We start from the raw sequence: 22,103 nt of genomic DNA, 5'->3' as shown, positions 1-22,103 counted from the left end.
GCAGCACTGGCCCGGGGAGTTGGCAGCAGAGCGAGCATAGGCGGCGACAGCGGCTGGTTGCCAGCGCTGCGTTCGGGTGGGCAGTTGGCTGCGGTTTCTCAAGTCGCCGCTCTAGCCTTGCTCATGGGAACAGGCTGGGACCACTCACACGCGCTTTCTCTGGCCCCAGAAACGCTGAAGGCCCCGGGATTCGGGGCCTTCAGGCTAATAGATGGCGGAAGCGTAGAGATTCGAACTCTAGGACCCTTGCGAGTCGGCGGTTTTCAAGACCGCTGCCTTAAACCACTCGGCCACGCTTCCTGTATTGCGGAGCCGCACTCAAGCATGGCTTGCCGCGGGCGGCCGCCATACTACCCGATCGAAATACACTGTCAAACTCCTTCGTAAGGTAGTAGCGTGCGGTCTGTTAGAATTTTTAGTCGAATCGTCAACGGCTTTCATCCACGGGAGTGTCGCCATGCACGAGCAGCAATATTCGATCAATCACGCGCAGGTGGAACAGCGCGAAGTCAGCAAGGTGTTGCGCAACACCTATGGGCTGCTTGGCATGACCCTGGCGTTCAGCAGCCTCGTTGCCTATCTGTCCATGCAGATGAACGTGGCTTACCCGAACATCTTTGTCGTGCTGATCGGCTTCTACGGCCTGTTCTTTCTGACGGCAAAGCTGAAGGATTCCATTTGGGGCCTGGCATCGACCTTCGCCCTGACTGGCTTCATGGGGTACACCCTCGGGCCGATTCTCAACATGTATCTCGGCATGGCCAACGGTGGGCAGCTGATTGCTTCCGCGTTGTCGATGACCGCGCTGGTGTTCTTCGGCTTGTCGGCGTACGTGCTGACCACCCGCAAGGACATGAGCTTTCTCAGCGGCTTCATCATGGCGGGTTTCTTTGTTCTGATCGGTGCCATGCTGGCGAGCTTCTTCTTCCAGATCCCCGGCCTGCAGATGGCGATCAGTGCGGGCTTTGTCCTGTTCTCGTCAGCGGTGATCCTGTACCAGACCAGCGCCATCATCCACGGCGGCGAGCGCAACTACATCATGGCTACCATCAGCCTGTTCGTTTCGCTCTACAACCTGTTCATCAGCCTGTTGCAGCTTCTGGGGCTTTCCAGCAGCAACGACTGATCGCTGATCGATGCACAGGGCCCGCCGTATGGCGGGCTTTTTGTTGCCCATGCCCATGGCAGAGCTGTCGTATCATTAGTGGCATTCGCTTGATGGTGACCCATGAAATTCACGATCGCCTTGTTCGGCCCACCTTACTCTCCCGCGTCCCGACGGGCCTTGCGCTTTGCCGAGGCGACCCTGGCCGGTGGTCATGAGATCGTCCGGCTGTTTCTCTATGGTGATGGGGTGTACAGCGCTTCGGCGAATCAGGTGGCGCCGCAGGATGAGCAGGACCTGGCTGCCCAGTGGCGCGAATTCATCGCTCGTCACCAGTTGGATGGCGTGGTGTGCATTGCCGCGGCACTGAGGCGTGGGGTGCTCGATGAACAAGAGGCGAGCCGCTATGGCAGGCCAGGCGCGAGCCTGGGTGAAGGCTGGGAGTTATCGGGTCTTGGGCAATTGCACGAAGCCGCGCAGAACGCCGGCCGCCTCGTCTGCTTTGGAGACCACTGATGCCGAATTCGATGCTGATCATCAGCCGTCAGTCCCCCTGGTCGGGCCCTGGCGCACGCGAGGCGCTGGATATCGTGCTCGCCGGCGGCGCTTACGATCTGCCGCTGGGCCTGCTGTTCCTCGATGATGGCGTGTTCCAGCTGGCGCCCGGTCAACAGCCGGCGGCATTGCAACAGAAAGACCTGACGGCCAATCTGCAGGCACTTCCACTGTTTGGTATAGAGGCGTTGTTTGCCTGTGGACGCAGCCTCGCTGAACGTGGCCTCGATCCGCGAGCGCTGCCATTGCCGGTCAGGGTGCTGGCTGATGACGAAATTGCAAGACTGCTCGACGACTACGATCATCTGGTGACGCTCTGATGGCCACGCTGCATATTCTTTCCCATTCGCCATTTGGCGATGACCGCTTTGCGAGTTGCCTGCGCCTTCTCAAGGCCGGCGACGGCCTGCTGCTGACCGGTGACGCCTGCAATGCGTTGCGCGGGGGCAGCTCTGCTTGTGAGGCCTTGGAGCGTCTGGGCTCAGAGATAGGGGTTTTCGGCCTGCAGGAAGATGTCCAGGCCAGGGCGCTGAATGCCTTTCCCGCCCGGGTCGAATCGGTGGACTATGCAGGCTTCGTCGAACTCTGCTGTCGCTATGATCGGACCAACAGCTGGCTATGAGCGACCTTCATATTCGGGATCGGCGCGTGGCGCTGGACAAGGACGGCTTTCTCGTCGACCTGGACGACTGGGACGAGGCCACCACAACCGCCCTGGCCGTGCGGGAGGGTCTGACCCTTGAACCCGAGCACTGGGAAATCATCCTCTTGCTCCGCCAGTTCTATCAGGAGTTCCAGCTGTCGCCGGCGACACGACCGCTGATCAAGTATGTCGCGCTGCAGCTGGGCCCCGAGAAAGGCAACAGCGCCCACCTCAACCACCTGTTCAAGGGTACGCCCGCCAAGCTGGCCGCCAAGCTGGCCGGTCTGCCTAAACCGAGTAATTGCATATGACCGTCACGACTCCTCAGGAACACCCGTTCGCTGTCTTCGTCCGGACTCTTGGAAAAGGCAAACGGGGCGCGCGCAGCCTTACTCGTGAAGAAGCCCGGGAGGCGATGGGCATGCTCCTCGACGGTCGTGTCGAAGAGGCGCAGCTGGGCGCCTTTCTCATGTTGCTGCGGCACAAGGAAGAAAGCGCTGAGGAGCTGGCCGGGTTCACAGAAGCGGTTCGGGAGCGACTGCAGGCGCCGGCGATCGCCGTTGACCTCGACTGGCCAAGCTATGCCGGCAAGAAGCGGCACTACCCCTGGTACCTGCTCGCGGCGAAATGCCTGGCCACCAATGGCGTGCGCATTCATCTGCACGGTGGCGGCGCCCATACCGCTGGAAGGGTCTATACCGAACATCACCTGGAACTGCTGGGGATTCCGGTCTGCGTCGACTGGCTGCAGGTCGAACAGTCGCTGCAACAGGGCAACATCGCCTTCACCGCGCTTGGCAGCTGGATGCCGCGCCTACAGCGGATGATCGACCTGCGCAACATCCTGGGGCTGCGCTCGCCGATCCACTCCCTTGCCCGGCTGCTCAATCCCTTGGCAGCACAGTGCGTGTTGCAGAGCATTTTCCATCCGGGGTACCAACCCATTCACCGGGAAGCCAGCCGACTGTTGGGCGATACCGCGATCGTGATCAAGGGCGAAGGTGGCGAGGTGGAGGTCAATCCCGATACCCTCGACCACCTCTTCGGTACGGCCGAGGGTCAAGCCTGGGACGAGGACTGGCCGGCGCTATCGGCTCAGCGCCATGTCAAGCCCGAATCCCTGGAACCTTCTCATCTGCTCGAGGTGTGGCAAGGCGAGGCGCAGGATGCTTACGGTGAACTGGCGGTGATCGGCACCATGGCCCTCGCCCTGCGCGGCCTCGGCCAACCGCGGGAGGAGGCGATGGCCACTGCCCGGGCCTGGTGGTCTCAGCGCCATTGATCGAACAGCCCGATCAGTCGCAGCGGTTCTTCTGCACGATCAGGCGAACCTACGCCCCTACACTGCCCTCTGATAGCCAAACAGAGGAGGACAGGCATGGGGCTTCTGATTGATGGGAAATGGCATGACCAATGGTATGAAAACGACCGGGACGGCCATTTCCAACGCGAATCCGCCAAGCGTCGCCACTGGGTGACCGCAGACGGCTCCCCTGGATCCGACGGTTACGCGGGCTTCAAGGCAGAGCCCGGGCGATATCACCTGTACGTCTCCCTCGCCTGTCCTTGGGCGCATCGCACGCTGATCTACCGCAAGCTCAAACAGCTCGACGACCTCATCGGGGTTTCGGTGGTCAGCTGGTACATGGCCGAGCACGGCTGGACCTTCGACAAGCTCAGCGGAGCCAGCGGAGATGCCCTGGATGACTTCCAGTACCTCTACCAACGCTACACCGCCGACGACCCAAGCTATACCGGCCGCGTGACGGTGCCCGTACTCTGGGATCGAAAGCAGCAGGGAATCGTCAACAACGAGTCCTCCGAGATCATTCGGATGTTCAACTCGGCCTTCGATGGATTGACCGAGTCCCGGCTCGATCTCTACCCTGAACCGCTACGCGGCGAAATCGATGCGTTGAATGCACGCATCTACCCGGCGGTGAACAATGGTGTCTACCGCGCCGGCTTCGCCACTTCCCAGGAAGCCTACGAACAGGCGTTCGACGAAGTATTCACCGAACTGGACTGGCTCGATCGTCGGCTCAGCGCCCAGCGCTACCTGACCGGCGAGTACCTGACAGAGGCCGACTGGCGTCTGTTTACCACTGTATTGCGCTTCGACCCCGTCTATTACGGGCATTTCAAGTGCAACCTGAGGCGGATCAAGGACTACCACAACCTTTCAGGCTGGTTGCGCGAGCTCTATCAGTGGCCAGGTGTGGCCGAGACGGTGGACTTGCAGCACATCAAGGGCCACTACTACAGCAGTCATCGCAACATCAACGCCAACGGCATCGTGCCCAAGGGACCAGCGCTGGAGCTGGATGCCCCGCACAACCGGGATCGGCTGCCCAGCAGCGGCATCTGGAGTCGCTGACTGTCAGGACTGGCCGGAGTCGCCCTCGAACCAGGCCAGCTTGGCGCGCAGGCTGACCACTTCGCCCACGATGAATAGCGTGGGCGCCTGCACATCATGCACCGCCACCAGGTCAGGCAAGTCGGCAAGCGTGCCACTGAAGACCCGCTGGTTGTGCGTCGTGCCCTGCTGGACGAGTGCCGCAGGGGTGGCCGGGTCGCGACCGTGGGCAATCAGCTGTCGGCAGATGGTAGGCAGGCCCACCAGCCCCATGTAGAACACCAGCGTTTGCGCCGGCGCACTGAGTTCCGTCCAGGGCAGGTCACAGCTGCCATCCTTCAGGTGCCCGGTGACAAAGCGGACGGACTGTGCGTGGTCACGATGAGTCAGCGGTATCCCGGCGTAGGCGGCGCAGCCGCTGGCAGCGGTAATGCCGGGAACGACCTGGAAGGGGATGCCGTGGGCCGCCAGCTCCTCGATCTCCTCCCCGCCCCGGCCAAAGATGAAGGGGTCCCCCCCTTTCAGGCGAAGTACCCGCTTGCCTTCCAAGGCCAGATCGACCAGCCGCTGGTTGATCTGCTCCTGCGGCAAGGCATGGGCCGCACGACGTTTGCCGACGTAGATGCGCTCGGCATCACGGCGACACAGCTCGATGATCGCCGGCGCGACCAGACGATCGTAAAGCACCACGTCCGCCTGCTGCATCAGCCGCAGCGCGCGAAAGGTGAGCAAATCCGGGTCACCCGGTCCCGCGCCCACCAGATAGACTTCTCCGAGCGCGACCGGCATGGCCCCGGTGAGCTTTTCCGCCAGAAGGCGCTCGGCTTCCGCTTGCTGGCCGGCCAGGGCCCGCTCGGCGATGCTGCCCTGGAAAACGTCTTCCCAGAAAACCCGCCGCTGCTGTACGTCGGGCAGCGCGGCCTTGACCTGGCTGCGGAATTTTTTCGCCAGCCCGGCGAGCCCGCCATACGCCGCGGGAATCCAGGTCTCTATGCGTGCACGAATCAGGCGCGCCAGCACCGGCGCATCGCCGCCGCTGGATACCGCCACCATCAAGGGCGAGCGGTCGACGATAGCGGGAAAGATCACGCTGCACAGGTCCGGCGCATCCACGGCGTTTACCGGAATATTCAGCGTCTGGGCGTCTCGAGATACCTCGGCGTTGAGCGTCCGGATGTCGGTGGCCGCGATGGCCAGCACGACTCCGGCAAGATCGGTGCCGGTGTAAGCACGCAACTGGCATTCACCCCCGCCCTGCTCCACCAGCGTGACCAACGCCGGATCGATGTCCGGTGCCACCACACGCAATGCGGCGCCCGCATCCGCCAGCAGCCGTGCCTTGCGCAGCGCCACCTCGCCGCCGCCGACAATGAGCACGGTACGGCCTTTCAGGTTGTGAAACAGCGGGAGGTAATCCATGGGCCAGACTCCATCAGTGGGACGGTGGACTGAAGGCTTCAAGCCAACTGTAAGTCGAGAGGCCATCGGCGCACGTCCTGCAGCACCTCTAGACCCAAGGCGGAGCGGTCCGTTTCCAGCCCAGTGGGCAGGAACCTGCCTGTCGCTCCCGCCTCAGGCGTCCTGACAGGAGATCAGCCGATGACGTCGATGCCACCCATATAGGGTTTGAGCACTTCGGGGACCACGACGGTACCGTCGGCCTGCTGGTTATTCTCCAGCACAGCCACAAGCGTGCGACCCACTGCCAGGCCGGAGCCGTTGAGGGTGTGCAGCAACTCAGGCTTGCCGGTCGCCGGGTTGCGATAGCGTGCTTGCATGCGTCGTGCCTGGAAGTCGCCGCAGTTGGAGCACGAGGAAATCTCGCGGTACTTGTCCTGGCTCGGAACCCAGACTTCCAGATCGTAGGTCTTGGTCGCGCCAAAGCCCATGTCGCCGGTGCAGAGCGAAAGTACCCGATAGGGCAGTTCGAGCAATTGCAGGACTCGCTCGGCATTGGCGGTGAGTTCTTCCAGCGCTTCGAACGACTTTTCCGGCTCGACGATCTGCACCATCTCGACCTTGTCGAACTGGTGCTGCCGGATCATGCCGCGGGTATCGCGACCGGAGGCTCCCGCCTCGCTACGGAAGCAGGGCGTGTGGGCGACGAACTTCAGCGGCAGCGCCTTGGCGTCGAGGATTTCCCCGGCAACGATGTTGGTCAGGGAGACTTCCGCCGTGGGGATAAGGTAGAGATCCGCTTCCTTTTCACGGCTGATCTTGAACAGATCTTCCTCGAACTTCGGCAACTGTCCGGTCCCCTGCAGCGCCGGAGCCTGTACCAGATAGGGGGTGTAGGCCTCTTCGTAACCGTGTTCGCGGCTGTGCAGATCGATCATGAACTGGGCCAGCGCGCGATGCAGCCGAGCGATGGGCCCGCGCATCAAGGCAAAGCGGGCCCCGGAGAGCTTGGCGGCCGTTTCGAAATCGAGCCAGCCGTTGAGTTCGCCCAGCGCGACATGATCCTTGATCGGAAAGTCGAACGACCGCGGCGTTCCCCAGCGACGCACTTCAAGGTTGTCGTCTTCGTCCTTCCCGACCGGAACCGACTCATGCGGCAGGTTGGGAATGCTCAGCAGCATCGCATCGAGCTCGAGCTGGATGGCTTCGAGTTCCTGCTTGCCAGAATCCAGTTCCGAGCCCATGCGGTCGACTTCGGCCAGCAACGGCGCGATGTCTTCGCCGCGCTGCTTGGCCTGCCCGATACTCTTGGAGCGCGCGTTGCGCTCGGCCTGGAGCTGCTCGGTGCGGGTCTGTACGACCTTGCGCTGCGACTCCAGCGCCTCGATACGCGCCACGTCCAGTTGATAGCCGCGGGTCGCCAGGCGCTCTGCCACGGATTGCAGCTGGGCGCGTACCAGTTTCTGATCAAGCATGGGGCGTTCTCGTCTTCATGAGCATGAAAGGGGATGGAAAACTGCGAAGTCTACTTGGAAAGGCTCGGGCTTTCACATTCTCGCCAGGCCAAGTCCGAACCAGGTGGCCATGAGCCCACCGAACAGGCTGATACCCAGGTAGCCGGCCGCCGTTCCGATCTGGCCATTTTCCAGCAAGCGCAGGCTGTCCAGGGAGAAGCTGGAAAAGGTGGTGAGTGCGCCGAGCAGGCCGATCACCAGTCCGGTGCGCAGCTCTGCCGGCAACTCCGGCCGGGTCAGAAAGTACCCATGTACGTAGCCGATCGCCAGACATCCCGAGAGATTGACCAGGAGCGTCGCGACAAAGGCGTAGCGCGGCCATTGCGCGCCGACCCACAGTCCCAGCCCGAAACGGAGAAAGGTGCCTACCAGCCCGCCAAGCGCAACCGCGAGCAGAGTACGCAGGATCATTCGCGGCGCTTCCAGTCGCTTGCGCGATCGAGCGCTCGCAGATGCTCGAGCTTTTCGCTGATCTTGCCTTCCAGCCCGCGCGGCACCGGGTGGTAGTAGCGGCGCGGAGTCAGGCTCTCCGGAAAATAGTCCTCGCCCGCGGCATAGCCGCCCGGCTCGTCGTGGGCGTAGCGGTATTCCTGACCGTAGCCCAGTTCCTTCATCAGCTTGGTAGGTGCGTTGCGCAAATGCAGCGGAACCTCGAGAGAACCCTGCTCCGCCGCATCCCGTACCGCTGCCTTGTACGCCTTATACACTGCGTTGCTCTTGGCCGCGCAGGCAAGATAGACAATGGCTTGCGCCACCGCCAGCTCGCCCTCCGGGCTGCCGAGCCGCTCCTGCACGTCCCAGGCGCTCAATGCCAGGCTCAGGGCTCGCGGGTCGGCATTGCCGATGTCCTCGCTGGCCATGCGCACCACCCGGCGCGCGATATAGAGCGGATCGCAGCCGCCGTCGAGCATGCGCGCATACCAGTAGAGCGCCGCATCGGGATCAGAGCCGCGTACCGATTTGTGCAAGGCGGAAATCTGGTCATAGAAGGCTTCGCCACCCTTGTCGAAACGACGGCGACCGTCGCCAAGCAGGTCGCTGAGCAGTTCCACGCCGATCTCGCCGCCCTCCTCGGCCAGGTCCGCAGCGTTTTCGAGCAGATTGAGCAGGCGGCGGCCATCGCCATCCGCCGCGGCCAGCAGCATATGGAAGCTGTCGTCGGGCAGACTGAGCTTCATTTCCCCCAGTCCCCTTGGCTCGCTCAGGGCGCGCTGGGCCAACTGTCGGAGTGCCGCCTCGTCAAGGCTCTTGAGGACATAGACGCGCGCTCGCGAAAGCAGCGCGTTGTTCAGCTCGAAGGAGGGGTTTTCGGTGGTCGCGCCGATGAAGATCAGCGTGCCGTCTTCGACATAGGGCAGGAAGGCGTCCTGCTGGGATTTGTTGAAACGGTGAACCTCATCGACGAACAGGATGGTACGCCGGCCATACTGCGCCGCCTGCTGCCGGGCGATTTCCACGGCCTGGCGGATTTCCTTGACCCCGGCGAGCACGGCCGAGACCGTCTCGAAATGGGCGTCCGAAACCTTGGCCAGCAACCGCGCCAGCGTCGTCTTGCCGACGCCGGGCGGCCCCCAGAAGATCATCGAATGCAGGGCGCCCTGCTCCAGTGCCTCGCGCAGCGGCTTGCCTCGGGCCAGCAGATGCTGTTGGCCGACGTACTCGTCCAGGTTAGACGCACGTAACCGCGCGGCGAGAGGCTGGGCGATGGGTTCGCGGCTGAACAGATCCATTCAGGCCTCCGTTGGCCTCAGCCGGCAGGCATCAATCGGCGATGACATCGACGCCCGCTGGAACCTCGAAGGTGAACAGCGAGGCATCGAGCGGTTCGTTCAAGGTCACGCCAAAGAACAGGATATTGGTCCGCTGGCCGATACTGTCGATCAGTTGCATGTCGTTGATCACGCCGTTGCGAAAGGTCAGTCGCAGGTTGTCGAACAGGGTGTCGCGGGTCGTGGGCGTGAGCACGAAGTCGGCCACCTCACCGGTCTCCTGGTGGCTGACCTTGAAGTTCTCGCTGATGCTCGACACGTCACCGGATAGCAGCAGCGCAGGCGTATGGGTCAGCCGCTGGTCGAGCTGCTGGATGGTCACCTGCTCGAGGTCGGGGTCGTATAGCCAGACCTTCTGGCCATTGGAGACGAGCAATTGCTCCATCGGCTCATCGGTGTGCCAGCGAAATTGGCCAGGGCGCTGCAAGGCCAGTTCGCCGGAGGTCTCCTGAAGCTGGGTGCCACTGCCATCGAGCGACAGCTGGGAGAAGCGTGCGGTCAGGGTATCGGCGCGATCGAGCAACTCGGTAAGGCGCTGGACGGACGCCTGTTGCTGGGCATGACCCAGGGTCGAAGCCAGCAACAGGGCGGAAGTGGCCAGCAAACGGATCAGACGCATGGATTCCTCTGCGAAAATCAATCGCGAACTGGGGGCGGCGCGATCACTTCGCGCGAGCCATTGGTGTTCATCGGCGAGACGACGCCGGCCATTTCCATGGACTCGATCATCCTGGCAGCACGGTTATAGCCAATCTTGAGCTTGCGTTGTACTGCAGAAATCGAAGCGCGACGGCTTTCAGTAACAAAACGTACCGCCTCGTCGTAAAGCGCGTCCTCCTCGACGTCATCGCCCCCTTCGCCGCCTGAAGAGCCGCCGTCGAAGCCGCTACCGGACTCCTCGACCCCGACCAGGATTTCTTCGATGTAATCGGGCGCCCCACGTGCCTTCCATGCCTCTACGACGCGGTGCACTTCCTCGTCGGAAACGAAGGCGCCATGCACGCGAATGGGAAGCCCCGTGCCTGGCGGGAGATAGAGCATGTCGCCATGGCCGAGCAGCTGTTCCGCACCGCCCTGGTCGAGAATGGTCCGCGAGTCGATCTTGCTCGAGACCTGGAAGGCGATCCGCGTGGGGATGTTGGCCTTGATCAGACCGGTGATCACGTCCACCGACGGGCGCTGCGTGGCAAGGATCAAATGGATGCCGGCCGCCCGCGCCTTCTGCGCGATTCGCGCGATCAGCTCTTCGACCTTCTTGCCGACGATCATCATCATGTCGGCGAATTCGTCGACGATGACGATGATGGTAGGCAGGGTCTTCAGCAGTGGCGCCTCGTCCTCCATGCTCTCGCGGCGGTACAGCGGGTCGGTCAGCGGCTCGCCCGCCTCCTCCGCCTCCTTGACCTTGCGGTTGAACCCCGCCAGGTTGCGTACACCCATGGCAGCCATGAGCCGGTAGCGCCGCTCCATCTCGGCGACGCTCCAGCGCAAGGCATTGGCGGCCTCCTTCATGTCGGTCACCACCGGGCAGAGTAGATGGGGGATGCCCTCGTAGATCGAAAGCTCCAGCATCTTCGGGTCGATCATGATCAGTCTCGCCTCATCCGGCGTGGACTTGAACAGGATCGACAGGATCATCGCATTGACGCCTACCGACTTGCCCGAACCGGTGGTGCCTGCCACCAGCAGGTGCGGCATCTTGGCCAGGTCGGCAATGACCGGCTTGCCGCCGATATCGTGACCCAGCGCCATGGTCGCCGGCGATTTCGCCTCGTCGTAGGCGGTCGAAGAAAGCACTTCGGAAAACCGCACGATCTGGCGATCCTCGTTGGGGATCTCGATGCCCACCGTGGTCTTGCCGGGAATCACCTCGACGACCCGCACGCTGATGACCGCCAATGAGCGCGCCAGGTCCTTGGCCAGGTTGGATATGCGGCTGACCTTGACCCCGGCGGCGGGCTGGATCTCGAAACGGGTGATCACGGGCCCCGGGTGAACCGTCTCCACCAACACTTCGACGCCAAACTCCTTGAGCTTGATTTCAAGCAGCCTGGACATGGCCTCGAGCGATTCGGGGGAATACTGTTTCTGCTGCTTCTCGGCCACGTCCAGCAGCGAGATGGGTGGCAGACTGCCTTCGATGGCGCTGTCGACGAGCAGCGGGGCCTGCTTTTCCTTTTGGACCCGCTTGCTGATATCGCTCGCGCGTGGCGGAGCCGGGCGCGCGATCACCACAGCCGGATGCTGTTCGCGCTCCGACATGTGCTTGACCAGGGCTTCCTCGCGCTCGATGACGCGCTTCTTGACCTTTTCCCGCTCACGACGATCCGGAGTGACCGGAGCTGCCACATCTTCGGCCATGCGCAGCTGTGTGTTGATCTCACGACGCTCGGCGCGCGACAGCCACCAGCGATTGACGGCAGTCTGGATCAGCTCGGCCAGATCCATGACGATCTTGCCCGTCACGTCCATGACCTTGAACCAGGACAGATCGGTGAATGCCGTCAGCCCGAACAGAAACAGGGCGATGAACAACAGCGTGCTGCCCTGGATGTTCAAGGCACTTTCGGCGAGCTGCCCAAGGCTGGTCCCCAGCATTCCACCCGCCGAAGCAGGCATATGCTCAGCCGCACTGAAGTGGATATCAGCCAGGGCCGCCCCTGAAAGCACCAGTACCACCAGGCCTACGCTACGCCAGGAGAACAGCCAACCGTTCCACTGCCAGGGCAGATGGCGCGCGCGAAAGATCTGCCAGGCCTTGAGCCCGAGCAATAACGGAAAGAGGTAGGCGAAATAGCCCAGCACCATGAACAGGATGTCGGCCAGCCAGGCGCCTGCCCTGCCCGCCGCATTGTGGACCTGTTGCGTGCTGCTGGTATGGGTCCAGCCCGGATCGGCCGGATCGTAGGTGAGCAGGGCCATCCAGACGATCAGGCACAAGGCACCAACCGCGATCAGGCCGGCTTCTTTCAATCGGTACTGGGCCTGCTGTCGCCAGTCCAGGGTCGGCACCGTCGAGGTAGATTTTTTCAAAACGCTTTGCTTCCCGCGCCGACTGGCGCTATCCAATCTGCAATCACGACCACGCATTGTACGGCGTCGACGACCCAACGTCAGTGGTTTACCCCGTAGCTAGGGCTTTGTCTTGCTTCGGTGTAGCATATCGAATCGTTTTTCTGGCTACGTTCGATTGCAGCACGCTTATCTATTGGCAACAAGGACTTATGAGGGCTTTTTATGAGTGAAGTCAAGCATTCCAGGCTGATCATCCTCGGCTCTGGCCCGGCCGGTTACTCCGCAGCCGTGTATGCCGCACGAGCCAATCTCAAGCCTGTGATCATCACCGGCATCCAGCCAGGCGGCCAGCTCACCACGACGACCGAAGTCGACAACTGGCCCGGCGACCCCCACGGCCTCACCGGTCCGATCCTGATGGAGCGCATGCAGAAACATGCCGAGCGCTTCGATACCGAGATCATCTACGACCACATTCATACCGCACAATTGCAGCAGCGCCCGTTCACCCTCAAGGGTGACAGCGGCACCTACACCTGCGATGCGCTGATCATCGCCACCGGGGCCTCCGCTCAGTACCTCGGGCTGCCCTCCGAAGAGGCCTTTGCCGGGCGGGGCGTCTCCGCTTGCGCCACCTGTGACGGCTTCTTCTATCGCAACCAGGTCGTTGCGGTCATCGGCGGCGGCAACACTGCGGTCGAAGAGGCGCTGTACCTGTCGAACATCGCCAAGGAAGTACATCTGATCCACCGCCGCGACAAGCTGCGGTCGGAAAAGATTCTCCAGGACAAGATTTTCGAGAAGGCGGAAACTGGCAATATTCGCCTGCATTGGAACCACACCCTCGAAGAAGTGCTAGGCGATCCTTCCGGCGTTACCGGGGTGCGCCTGAAGAGCACCCTCACCGGCGAGGAAAGCCGCCTTGACCTCATGGGCGTGTTCATCGCCATTGGCCACAAACCCAACACCGACCTGTTCGTTGGCCAGCTGGACATGAAGGATGGCTATCTGAAGATTCGTGGAGGCGGTGAAGGCGACGCAACCTGCACCAACATCCCCGGCGTATTCGCTGCCGGCGACGTGGCCGATCACGTCTACCGCCAGGCAATCACCTCGGCTGGCGCAGGCTGCATGGCGGCGCTGGACGCCGAGAAATACCTCGACCTCTGATCTGGGGGCGCCATGCGCCCTCTCTGGCTGCTCACATGCTGACCTGGCTGCAACGCGACGATCTGGCCTTCCCCCCGCTCGACAGGGCCATGCGGGAACCCAACGGCCTGCTCGCCGCAGGTGGCGACTTATCCGCCGAGCGACTTCAGGCCGCCTATCGGCATGGCTGCTTTCCCTGGTACCAGGAGGGGCAGCCGCTGCTCTGGTGGTCACCCGACCCTCGCATGGTGCTCTTCCCCGAAGAGCTGCACGTTTCCCGCAGCCTGCGCAAGCGCATCCGCCAGCAGGCCTATCGCGTGACCTTCGATACCTGCTTCGATCGGGTCGTGCAGGGCTGCGCGGGGCCAAGGGACTACACCGACGGCACCTGGATCACCAGCGCCATGCAGCAGGCCTACCTGGATCTGCATGGGCTCGGCATCGCCCATTCGGTGGAGGTCTGGCAGGAGGATGAGCTGGTCGGTGGCCTGTACGGCCTCGCGATGGGCCGCCTGTTCTTTGGCGAGTCCATGTTCAGTCGAGCCAACGACGCTTCCAAGGTTGGTTTCGTCGCCTTGGTCGAGCATCTTCGCGACCGGGCTTTCGTGCTCGTTGACTGCCAGATGCATACTGAACATCTGGCCAGCCTCGGGGCCCGGCCGATTCCACGCGAGGCCTTTGCGCAGGCTCTGCGAGAGCATCTTGGCGCGGCTGACAGCACGATCTGGTTCGAGGGGATGACCGCCTCCGATCGATTCGCCGCGCCGGGATGAATGCGGCAGCAGCTTGTCGGAACAGGAGCGGCCGGGCTCTCTGGTCGTTCACCGGCAGCTGTCCTACACTGCGTCAAAAGCCTGAGGGATGATCATGACATCACTGGCTCGTCTTAAGTTTTACGCGACTCAGCCGCATGCTTGCAGCTACCTGCCTGACGAACAGGCCACGACACTTTTTCTGGATCCGAGCCAGCCGATGGACGGAAAGGTCTATGCGGACCTCTCCGAGATAGGCTTTCGCCGCAGCGGGGACCACCTCTACCGGCCCCATTGCCAGAAATGCACAGCTTGCATCCCTGCGCGCATACCAAGCACCGGCATGACGCTGAGCCGGCAGCAGAAGCGGATCATCAAGCGCAACACAGACCTCACGGTCCGGGCGATCAAGCCTGTTTTCACCGAGGAATACTACAGTCTCTACTCCAGCTATATCGAAACCCGGCATGCCGATGGCGACATGTATCCGCCGAGCCGTGATCAATTCAATACCTTCCTCGTCCGCGAGCTCCCCTTCAGCTACTTCTACGAATTCAGGCTGGGCCGCAAGCTCATGGCGATTGCCGTGTCCGACGTGCTGTCCAATGGGCTGTCGGCGGTGTACACCTTTTACGATCCGGCCGAGGAAAGGCGTAGCCTCGGTCGCTTCGCCATTCTCTGGCAAATCGAGGAAGCGGCCCGCCTGGGCCTGCAGGCCCTGTACCTGGGCTACTGGATCAAGAACTGTCGCAAGATGAATTACAAGACCGAATACCGCCCCATCGAACTGCTCGTCAATCAACGCTGGGTGCGCCTGACTTGAAGACCTTGGCGAAAAAGCCCATTTCTGGCAAAATATTTGCCGTTTTTCCGGGCTTGTGACCCCGGGTACTTATCAGACACCGAGGGCTTTATTGAATGTCGAAAGAAGACAGCTTCGAAATGGAAGGTACTGTCGTCGACACCCTGCCCAACACCATGTTTCGTGTGGAGTTGGAAAACGGGCACGTCGTTACCGCGCATATCTCTGGGAAGATGCGCAAGAATTACATCCGGATTCTCACTGGCGACAAGGTCCGCGTGGAGCTGACCCCTTATGACTTGAGCAAGGGGCGCATCACCTACCGCGCCCGCTGATCGCCAGCGCAAGAAAAAGCCCGGCAATGCCGGGCTTTTTTGGTTCCAGCGCCGGGGTCAGGCGAGTTCTGCCATGATCTCGAAGTCGAACACCAGGTCATCGCCACTGACGTCTATATGGACGATGCCGCCGTGCTCGGCCAGTTCCCCGAACAGGATTTCCTCTGCCAAGGGCCGCTTGATCTTGTCCTGGATGAGGCGGGCCATCGGCCGAGCGCCCATCTGGACATCGTAGCCGCGCTCAGCCAGCCAGCCGCGCGCTGCCTCGGTGACTTCGAGCGTGACGTGCTTGTCCTCGAGTTGCGCCTGCAGCTCGATGAGAAACTTGTCGACGATGCTCTTGATCACTTCATGGCTCAAGCGGCCGAACTGGATGATCGCATCCAGGCGATTGCGGAACTCGGGCGTGAAGCTCTTCTTGATCACTTCCTTGGCATCGGTGGTGTGATCCTGCTGGGTGAAGCCGATGGATGCCCGCGCGGCGGTTTCGGCGCCAGCATTGGTGGTGAGGATGAGGATCACGCTGCGGAAGTCCGCCTTGCGCCCGTTGTTGTCGGTCAGGGTGCCATGGTCCATCACCTGCAGCAGCAGGTTGAAGACTTCCGGGTGTGCCTTCTCGATCTCATCCAGCAGCAGGACGCAGTGCGGCGTCTTGGTGATCGCCTCGGTCAGCAGCCCACCCTGGTCGAAGCCCACATACCCCGGTGGCGCACCGATAAGGCGCGACACCGTATGGCGTTCCATGTATTCGGACATGTCGAAGCGAATGAGCTCCACACCCAGGGATTTCGCCAGTTGCCGTGCAGCCTCGGTCTTGCCGACGCCGGTAGGGCCGGAAAACAGGAAGGAGCCAACCGGCTTGTCGGGCGCCTTGAGACCGGCACGTGACAGCTTGATCGCAGTGGACAGCGAGTCGATGGCCTCGTCCTGACCGAACACCGTCAGCTTGAGGTCGCGCTCGAGGTTGCGCAGCAGTTCCTTGTCCGAGGTGCTTACATGCTTGGGCGGAATCCGTGCGATCTTGGCCACGATGTCCTCGACCTCGGGCACGTCGATAGTCTTCACGCGCTGCTCGGTCGGCAACAGGCGCTGGAAGGCCCCGGCCTCATCGATCACGTCGATGGCCTTGTCCGGCATGTGCCGGTCATTGATGTAGCGGGAGGCCAGCTCAGCGGCGGCACGCAACGCCTCATCGCTGTACTCGATCTCGTGGTGTTGCTCGAAGCGGGATTTGAGGCCTTTCAGGATACCAATGGTGTCTTCCACGGAAGGCTCGACGACGTCGACCTTCTGGAAGCGCCTTGCCAGTGCGCGGTCCTTCTCGAAAATTCCACGGAATTCCTGGAAGGTGGTCGAACCGATACAGCGGATCTCGCCGGAAGAAAGCAAGGGCTTGAGGAGGTTGGAGGCATCCATTACCCCGCCGGAAGCCGCGCCAGCACCAATGATGGTATGAATCTCGTCGATGAACAGGATCGCATGCGGCCGCTTGCGCAGCTCATTGAGCAGGGCCTTGAAGCGCTTCTCGAAATCGCCACGGTATTTGGTACCGGCGAGCAGGGCACCCATGTCCAGCGAATAGACGACGCTGTCGGACAGCAGGTCAGGCACCTGGCGGTCGACGATTCGCTTGGCCAGGCCTTCGGCGATCGCGGTCTTGCCAACACCGGCTTCGCCCACCAGCAGGGGATTGTTCTTGCGACGGCGAGCGAGAATCTGGGTGACGCGCTCGACTTCATGTTCGCGCCCCACCAGCGGGTCGATGCGCCCTTGCCTGGCTTGCTCGTTGAGGTTGCTGGCATAGGCGTCGAGTGGCTGGCCGGACGACGATACCTCAGTGCTTTCCTCATCCTGCATCTCGGACTCGCTCTCGGCGCCCGCGGATTGGCCCGGCACCTTGGAAATCCCGTGGGCGATGTAGTTGACGACATCGATACGCGCGACGTTCTGCTGCTTGAGGAGGAACACCGCCTGGCTTTCCTGCTCGCTGAAGATGGCGACCAGAACGTTGGCGCCGGTGACCTCCCGCTTGCCAGAACTCTGCACATGGAACACGGCTCGCTGCAGAACGCGCTGGAAGCCCAGCGTCGGCTGGGTTTCGCGTTCTTCATCGTGCTGCGGGATGAGAGGGGTGGTGGAGTCGATGAACTCCTGAAGATCATGGCGCAACTTGTCCAGACTAGCGCCACAGGCGCGCAGAACCGTCGCAGCCGCTTCATTGTCGAGCAAGGCCAACAGGAGGTGTTCAACCGTCATGAATTCATGGCGCTTGGTACGTGCCTCTTTGAAAGCCAGATTCAGGGTGACTTCGAGCTCACGGTTCAACATAGCTTTCACCTCTTAACCCAAGCAGTCGGGTCAACCGTCTTTTTCGATCTCGCAGAGAAGCGGGTGGTGACACTCCCTCGCGTACTGATTCACCTGGGAGGCCTTGGTCTCAGCGACGTCACGAGTGAAGACACCACAAACCGCCTTTCCCTGCGTGTGGACGGTCAACATGATCTTTGTCGCCGTTTCCCGGTTGTGGTTGAAGATTCCTTCAAGCACCTCTATCACGAAATCCATTGGCGTGTAGTCATCATTGAACATGACAACACGATAGCGCGGAGGTGCCTTAAGTTCCGGTTTCGACTCCTGTACTGCTAGCCCGGAGCCATCATCCTCGCCGTAGCCAGGGCGATCCTGATCAGATGTTAGACGAATCGGAGTATGTAGATACATTAGGTTCAGCTTTGTCAGTTCCGGCGCGTTGTTGCCGCATGTTAATCCATAGGTCCGCACAGCTATCCGATGAGGTGCCTTGACTATGCGAAAAACAATGTTACAAACAAAGAAACAGCTCGTGGCACCCGCGGGACGCGTTTGCGTCAAACGGCAACAGATTGCGTATCCAATCTATTTGTAGTGGATGGTACTCCAGCGTTGGGGTCTTTGCAGAGGGAAAACAGCATGCTTAGCGGTAAGGTCAAGTGGTTCAACAACGCTAAAGGTTACGGGTTCATCGTAGCAGACGGCGGCGATGAGGACCTGTTCGCCCACTACTCGGCGATTCAGATGGATGGATACCGGACGCTCAAGGCGGGGCAACCGGTCATGTTCGATATACTGCAAGGTCCCAAGGGCCTGCACGCAACCAATATCCGCCCAGCCGAGATTCCGGTGGAAGCACCGGCTGCTCCGGTGGCAGAGCGAAGTGCTGTAGACGTCTGAGCCGCTGGCAAAAGGCATAGGCTCGTTCAGGCGGCGCCACCCGGGATCCTCTTCGGCTTCAGTCGAGTCGATTCGCAGTGCAGTGCCTGCGCGGGCGCACGCCCCCGTCCTCTCTCCCACGCTCGTCCCCGGCGCACCCATGGGTGCGCCCGAGGTCGTCCGCGCTGGCCCTCTTGCTCCACTTGCCGCCGTACATCAACGCATCAGATCCTCGGCTGGACTTTTTCCGAGGCGATGCTTGACTGCACTTTCATGGCGCCTTCCTGATCTGAAGCAGACATCTTCCGGGCCGCGGCTCTCGGCGCAGGGAAGCTCCCGCGAAGCCCAACGTCCCCCGGGGTCTCATCAGCAAGGCAGTCAGGCTGTGTGGAGGGCATGGTTAACAGGCACGCCATTCGAATATGTCTTGCCGCTCGGCCATCGCCCTTGGCAGAGCACTACTAATGGCGTAGTGCTCATGGACCGTAGGCCTACTCGTGCTATCCTCCCCGGCGCGACTGCAGCGGGATCGGGTCAAGCGGGATGGAGATGCTCCCATGCACCTGATAGGTCTGCGCCCTTATGTAAAGCTGTTTAGCCGCCCATGGCCAAAAGCCGAGGCGCTCGAAAAGCACGCCTCAAGCAAGAAATATCCTCTTGCGCCATACGACTCTAAATAACCACAGCACAACTGAAGGTTAGATCTAAACATGTCTACACGTTCAACGATTATCTATACCTTTACCGACGAAGCCCCTGCTCTGGCGACCTATTCGCTGCTGCCGATCATCGAAGCTTACGTCGCGTCCTCCGGCATCACCATGGAAACGCGGGATATCTCGCTAGCGGGTCGCATCCTGGCGAACTTTCCGGAATACCTGAACGATGATCAGAAGATCCCCGACCATCTGAGCGAGCTGGGCAAGCTGGCCACCATGCCAGAAGCCAATATCATCAAACTGCCGAATATCAGCGCCTCGATCCCGCAGCTCAAGACGGCGATCAAGGAGCTCCAGTCCCAGGGTTACAACGTCCCCGATTATCCAGATGCTCCTTCGACTGACGCGGAAAAGGAAGCCAAGTCGCGTTACGACAAGATCAAGGGCAGCGCCGTCAATCCGGTCCTGCGTGAAGGCAACTCCGATCGCCGCGCCCCGCTGTCGGTCAAGAATTTTGCTCGCAAGCATCCCCACAAGATGGGTGCCTGGAGCGCCGATTCAAAGTCCCACGTCGCGCACATGGGCGAGGGTGATTTCTACGGTAGCGAAAAGGCCGCGCTAATCGAAGCCGCCGGCAGCCTGAAGATCGAGCTTGTCGGTGAAGATGGCAACACCACCGTCCTGAAGGAGAAGACTCCGGTGCTGGCCGGTGAGATCGTCGATTGCTCGGTCATGAGCAAGAGCGCCCTGCGCAGCTTCCTCGCTGCCGAGATCGCCGAGGCCAAGAGCCAGGGCGTGCTGCTGTCGGCACACCTGAAAGCGACCATGATGAAAGTCTCCGATCCTATCCTGTTCGGTCACATCGTCGCCGAGTACTACAAGGATGCGCTGACCAAGCACGCCGCGGTCCTCGAAGAGATCGGTTTCAACGTCAACAACGGCATCGGCGATCTGTACAGCCGAATCAAGACGCTGCCCGAAGACAAGCAGGCCGAGATCGAAGCCGACATCAAGGCCGTCTACGCCGATCGCCCGCCGCTGGCGATGGTGAACTCCGACAAGGGCATCACCAACCTCCACGTCCCCAGCGACATCATCGTCGACGCCTCCATGCCGGCGATGATTCGTGACTCGGGCAAGATGTGGGGTCCGGATGGCGAGCTGCACGACACCAAGGCTCTGATCCCCGACCGCTGCTATGCCGGTATCTACCAGGTCGTCATCGACGACTGCAAGAAGCACGGCGCCTTCGACCCGGTCACCATGGGCAGCGTGCCGAACGTCGGCCTCATGGCTCAGCAGGCCGAAGAGTACGGCTCCCACGACAAGACCTTCCAGATCGCAGCCAAGGGCATCGTTCGCGTCACCAACGACAAGGGCCAGGTCGTGATGGAGCAGAACGTCGACGTGGGCGACGTCTGGCGCATGTGCCAGGTCAAGGACGCTCCGATCCAGGACTGGGTCAAGCTCGCCGTCAACCGTGCCCGCGCCAGCGACACCCCCGCGGTCTTCTGGCTCGACGCAGCCCGCGCCCACGATGCGCAGGTGATCGCCAAGGTCGAGCGATACCTCAAGGATCACGACACCAGCGGCCTGGACATCCGCATCATGGCGCCGCAGGATGCCATCCGCTTCTCCCTCGAGCGCATCCGTGCAGGCCAGGACACCATCTCCGTGACCGGCAACGTCCTGCGTGACTACCTCACCGACCTGTTCCCGATCATGGAACTCGGCACCAGCGCCAAGATGCTGTCCATCGTGCCGCTGATGAACGGCGGGGGTCTGTTCGAGACAGGTGCAGGCGGCTCGGCGCCCAAGCATGTGCAGCAGTTCCTCGAAGAAGGCCACCTGCGCTGGGATTCCCTCGGTGAATTCCTGGCCCTGGCAGCTTCTCTCGAGCACCTTGGCAACCTCTACGACAACGCCAAGGCGAAGGTCCTGGCCAAGACTCTCGATGAAGCCAACGGCAAGTTCCTCGACAGCAACAAGTCCCCCTCGCGCAAGGTCGGTCAGATCGACAACCGCGGCAGCCACTTCTACCTGGCGCTGTACTGGGCCCAGGCCCTTGCTGCCCAGAGCGAGGATCCTGAGCTCCAGGCGCAGTTCTCCGAGCTGGCCAAGACCCTGACCGACAACGAGGACAAGATCGTTGCCGAGCTCAACGGCGCTCAGGGCGAGGCGGTCGATATCGGCGGCTATTACCATGCCGACGTAGAGGTGATCAGCAAGGCCATGCGACCCAGTGAAACCTTCAACGCGGCCCTGGCTGCGTTGGCGTAAATCGCCTCCGTGGTACCGAAAACCCGGCCATGCGCCGGGTTTTTCGTCGCTGCGGTCAGAAAAACGGGAGTCTCAATGCATCGATTCATACCCCATGTCACCGTGGCGACGGTCGTCGAGGACCAGGGGCGCTTCCTGCTCGTGGAAGAATATGCCGATGGCAAGCGTGTGCTCAATCAGCCCGCAGGGCACCTCGAGGCCAACGAAAGCCTGCTGCAGGCGGCGCTGCGGGAGACACTGGAGGAAACAGGCTGGGAGGTCGAGCTCACCGGTGTCACGGGAATCTACCTCTACACCGCTCCATCCAACGGCGTGACCTATCAGCGCGTGTGCTTTGCCGCAAGGCCGCTGCGCCATCGGCCGGAGCTCGCCCTGGACGACGGCATCATTGGCCCTCAGTGGCTGAGCCGCGAAGAGCTCGACGCCCGACGCGAGCAGTGGCGCAGCGAACTGGTGCCTCGCTGCATCGACGATTACCTTGCCCACGGCGGCGGCCCGCTGTCGCTGATCCGCGATTGACCCCGACCCGCGGCGCGGGGCATACCTGATAGAATTGACCACTGATTTTCCTAGGTTGTCTGC

The 22,103-nt window shown here is 61.6% G+C and carries 22 protein-coding genes and 1 tRNA gene; 14 read left to right on the top strand and 9 right to left on the bottom strand.

Going from position 1 to position 22,103, the window contains the following annotated elements:
• Window positions 1-212 precede the first annotated feature (212 nt).
• Window positions 213-300: transfer RNA gene (locus ACFOMF_RS03085), tRNA-Ser, on the bottom strand.
• 157 nt (window positions 301-457) lie between these two features.
• Here ACFOMF_RS03085 and ACFOMF_RS03080 point away from each other — a divergent pair.
• From ACFOMF_RS03080 to ACFOMF_RS03050, 7 genes are all read left to right on the top strand, one after another.
• Entirely contained in the window at window positions 458-1,126 is a 669-nt protein-coding gene (locus ACFOMF_RS03080; protein WP_386361153.1) for a Bax inhibitor-1/YccA family protein, read from the top strand.
• Between the two features lie 102 nt (window positions 1,127-1,228).
• Entirely contained in the window at window positions 1,229-1,621 is a 393-nt protein-coding gene (gene tusD / locus ACFOMF_RS03075; protein ID WP_386361151.1) for a sulfurtransferase complex subunit TusD, read from the top strand.
• On the top strand, window positions 1,621-1,980 hold the full coding sequence (gene tusC, locus ACFOMF_RS03070) for a sulfurtransferase complex subunit TusC (RefSeq protein ID WP_386361149.1): 360 nt from the start codon (window positions 1,621-1,623) through the stop codon (window positions 1,978-1,980). The genes tusD and tusC overlap by 1 nt, the downstream gene beginning before the upstream one ends.
• A complete protein-coding gene (tusB, locus tag ACFOMF_RS03065; protein WP_386361147.1) occupies window positions 1,980-2,282 on the top strand; it encodes a sulfurtransferase complex subunit TusB in 303 nt (100 codons plus the stop codon). The genes tusC and tusB overlap by 1 nt, the downstream gene beginning before the upstream one ends.
• Entirely contained in the window at window positions 2,279-2,614 is a 336-nt protein-coding gene (locus ACFOMF_RS03060; RefSeq protein WP_386361145.1) for a TusE/DsrC/DsvC family sulfur relay protein, read from the top strand. The genes tusB and ACFOMF_RS03060 overlap by 4 nt, the downstream gene beginning before the upstream one ends.
• Window positions 2,611-3,585: a glycosyl transferase family protein gene (locus tag ACFOMF_RS03055; protein ID WP_386361143.1), complete on the top strand. Its 975-nt coding sequence runs from the start codon at window positions 2,611-2,613 to the stop codon at window positions 3,583-3,585. The genes ACFOMF_RS03060 and ACFOMF_RS03055 overlap by 4 nt, the downstream gene beginning before the upstream one ends.
• Before the next feature lie 96 nt (window positions 3,586-3,681).
• On the top strand, window positions 3,682-4,680 hold the full coding sequence (locus ACFOMF_RS03050) for a glutathione S-transferase family protein (protein ID WP_386361141.1): 999 nt from the start codon (window positions 3,682-3,684) through the stop codon (window positions 4,678-4,680).
• Window positions 4,681-4,683: 3 nt separating this feature from the next.
• On the opposite strand, the gene cysG is transcribed toward ACFOMF_RS03050, so the two are convergent.
• From cysG to ACFOMF_RS03020, 6 genes are all read right to left on the bottom strand, one after another.
• Window positions 4,684-6,078: a siroheme synthase CysG gene (gene cysG / locus ACFOMF_RS03045; RefSeq protein WP_386361140.1), complete on the bottom strand. Its 1,395-nt coding sequence runs from the start codon at window positions 6,076-6,078 to the stop codon at window positions 4,684-4,686.
• Window positions 6,079-6,251: 173 nt separating this feature from the next.
• Complete coding sequence (serS, locus tag ACFOMF_RS03040) at window positions 6,252-7,532, bottom strand: serine--tRNA ligase (RefSeq protein ID WP_386361138.1); 1,281 nt, start codon at window positions 7,530-7,532, stop codon at window positions 6,252-6,254.
• A gap of 72 nt (window positions 7,533-7,604) precedes the next feature.
• Window positions 7,605-7,979 (bottom strand): fluoride efflux transporter CrcB, encoded by a 375-nt coding sequence (crcB, locus tag ACFOMF_RS03035; protein WP_386361237.1) that lies wholly within the window; start codon window positions 7,977-7,979, stop codon window positions 7,605-7,607.
• Window positions 7,979-9,301 (bottom strand): replication-associated recombination protein A, encoded by a 1,323-nt coding sequence (locus ACFOMF_RS03030; protein WP_386361136.1) that lies wholly within the window; start codon window positions 9,299-9,301, stop codon window positions 7,979-7,981. Before ACFOMF_RS03030 ends, crcB begins: the two co-directional genes overlap by 1 nt.
• Before the next feature lie 31 nt (window positions 9,302-9,332).
• A complete protein-coding gene (lolA, locus tag ACFOMF_RS03025) occupies window positions 9,333-9,959 on the bottom strand; it encodes an outer membrane lipoprotein chaperone LolA (protein ID WP_386361134.1) in 627 nt (208 codons plus the stop codon).
• Window positions 9,960-9,976: 17 nt separating this feature from the next.
• The gene (locus ACFOMF_RS03020) at window positions 9,977-12,430 is read right to left on the bottom strand and encodes a DNA translocase FtsK (protein WP_386361132.1); all 2,454 of its coding nucleotides are present in this window, start codon (window positions 12,428-12,430) and stop codon (window positions 9,977-9,979) included.
• Between the two features lie 147 nt (window positions 12,431-12,577).
• Between ACFOMF_RS03020 and trxB the strand changes: the two genes are divergently transcribed.
• The 4 genes from trxB (at window position 12,578) to infA (ending at window position 15,393) form a co-directional block, all read left to right on the top strand.
• Window positions 12,578-13,525: a thioredoxin-disulfide reductase gene (gene trxB, locus ACFOMF_RS03015; RefSeq protein ID WP_386361130.1), complete on the top strand. Its 948-nt coding sequence runs from the start codon at window positions 12,578-12,580 to the stop codon at window positions 13,523-13,525.
• 35 nt (window positions 13,526-13,560) lie between these two features.
• Complete coding sequence (gene aat / locus ACFOMF_RS03010; protein ID WP_386361128.1) at window positions 13,561-14,277, top strand: leucyl/phenylalanyl-tRNA--protein transferase; 717 nt, start codon at window positions 13,561-13,563, stop codon at window positions 14,275-14,277.
• A 94-nt stretch (window positions 14,278-14,371) separates the two neighbouring features.
• Window positions 14,372-15,079 (top strand): arginyltransferase, encoded by a 708-nt coding sequence (locus ACFOMF_RS03005; protein WP_386361126.1) that lies wholly within the window; start codon window positions 14,372-14,374, stop codon window positions 15,077-15,079.
• Window positions 15,080-15,174: 95 nt separating this feature from the next.
• Window positions 15,175-15,393 (top strand): translation initiation factor IF-1, encoded by a 219-nt coding sequence (gene infA, locus ACFOMF_RS03000; protein WP_002553999.1) that lies wholly within the window; start codon window positions 15,175-15,177, stop codon window positions 15,391-15,393.
• Between the two features lie 57 nt (window positions 15,394-15,450).
• Here the strand turns inward: infA and clpA are convergent, their stop codons facing one another.
• A complete protein-coding gene (gene clpA / locus ACFOMF_RS02995) occupies window positions 15,451-17,721 on the bottom strand; it encodes an ATP-dependent Clp protease ATP-binding subunit ClpA (protein ID WP_386361068.1) in 2,271 nt (756 codons plus the stop codon).
• A 30-nt stretch (window positions 17,722-17,751) separates the two neighbouring features.
• A complete protein-coding gene (gene clpS / locus ACFOMF_RS02990; protein WP_386361066.1) occupies window positions 17,752-18,114 on the bottom strand; it encodes an ATP-dependent Clp protease adapter ClpS in 363 nt (120 codons plus the stop codon).
• A 228-nt stretch (window positions 18,115-18,342) separates the two neighbouring features.
• Between clpS and cspD the strand changes: the two genes are divergently transcribed.
• From cspD to ACFOMF_RS02975, 3 genes are all read left to right on the top strand, one after another.
• Window positions 18,343-18,603 (top strand): cold shock domain-containing protein CspD, encoded by a 261-nt coding sequence (gene cspD, locus ACFOMF_RS02985; protein ID WP_386361064.1) that lies wholly within the window; start codon window positions 18,343-18,345, stop codon window positions 18,601-18,603.
• Between the two features lie 689 nt (window positions 18,604-19,292).
• A complete protein-coding gene (locus ACFOMF_RS02980; protein WP_386361062.1) occupies window positions 19,293-21,521 on the top strand; it encodes an NADP-dependent isocitrate dehydrogenase in 2,229 nt (742 codons plus the stop codon).
• Between the two features lie 75 nt (window positions 21,522-21,596).
• On the top strand, window positions 21,597-22,040 hold the full coding sequence (locus ACFOMF_RS02975; RefSeq protein WP_386361060.1) for an NUDIX hydrolase: 444 nt from the start codon (window positions 21,597-21,599) through the stop codon (window positions 22,038-22,040).
• The last annotated feature ends 63 nt before the right edge of the window (window positions 22,041-22,103 follow it).

The organism is Stutzerimonas tarimensis, assembly GCF_042648805.1.
GTDB lineage: Bacteria > Pseudomonadota > Gammaproteobacteria > Pseudomonadales > Pseudomonadaceae > Azomonas > Azomonas tarimensis.
This window is presented reverse-complemented; position numbering and strand designations above follow the sequence as displayed.